This is a genomic window from Halomonas sp. ND22Bw (assembly GCF_003011945.1).
GTDB classification, from domain to species: Bacteria; Pseudomonadota; Gammaproteobacteria; order Pseudomonadales; family Halomonadaceae; genus Halomonas; species Halomonas halophila.
Window position 1 is genome coordinate 1 of sequence record NZ_PXWD01001439.1, and the last position, 249, is coordinate 249.

Consider the following 249-nt stretch of genomic DNA (forward strand, 5'->3'; position numbering starts at 1 on the left):
GGCGGCGGTGATCGGGCCGAAGCGCAGCGCGACGTCGATGGCCTCTTCGGCCATGTCGACGTTGCGGTTGCTCAGATGCAGGCTGATGCTGACCTCGGGGTAGTAGCCGAGGAATTGCGCGAGCAGCGTGGGCAGGTTGCCCTGGCCCATGCCGTGCGGCGCGGAGATGCGCAACCGGCCGGTGGGCCGGCTCGCGTGTTCCTGGATCTCGGCCTGCGTCCACGCGACCATCTCCATCACCGGCGTGCT

1 protein-coding gene is annotated in these 249 nt (G+C 69.1%); it reads right to left on the reverse strand.

Going from position 1 to position 249, the window contains the following annotated elements; all coding sequences use genetic code 11:
* Positions 1–249, reverse strand: a 249-nt coding sequence (locus tag CVH10_RS22960) for a LysR substrate-binding domain-containing protein (RefSeq protein WP_369335992.1), incomplete at both ends; no start/stop codon positions are given.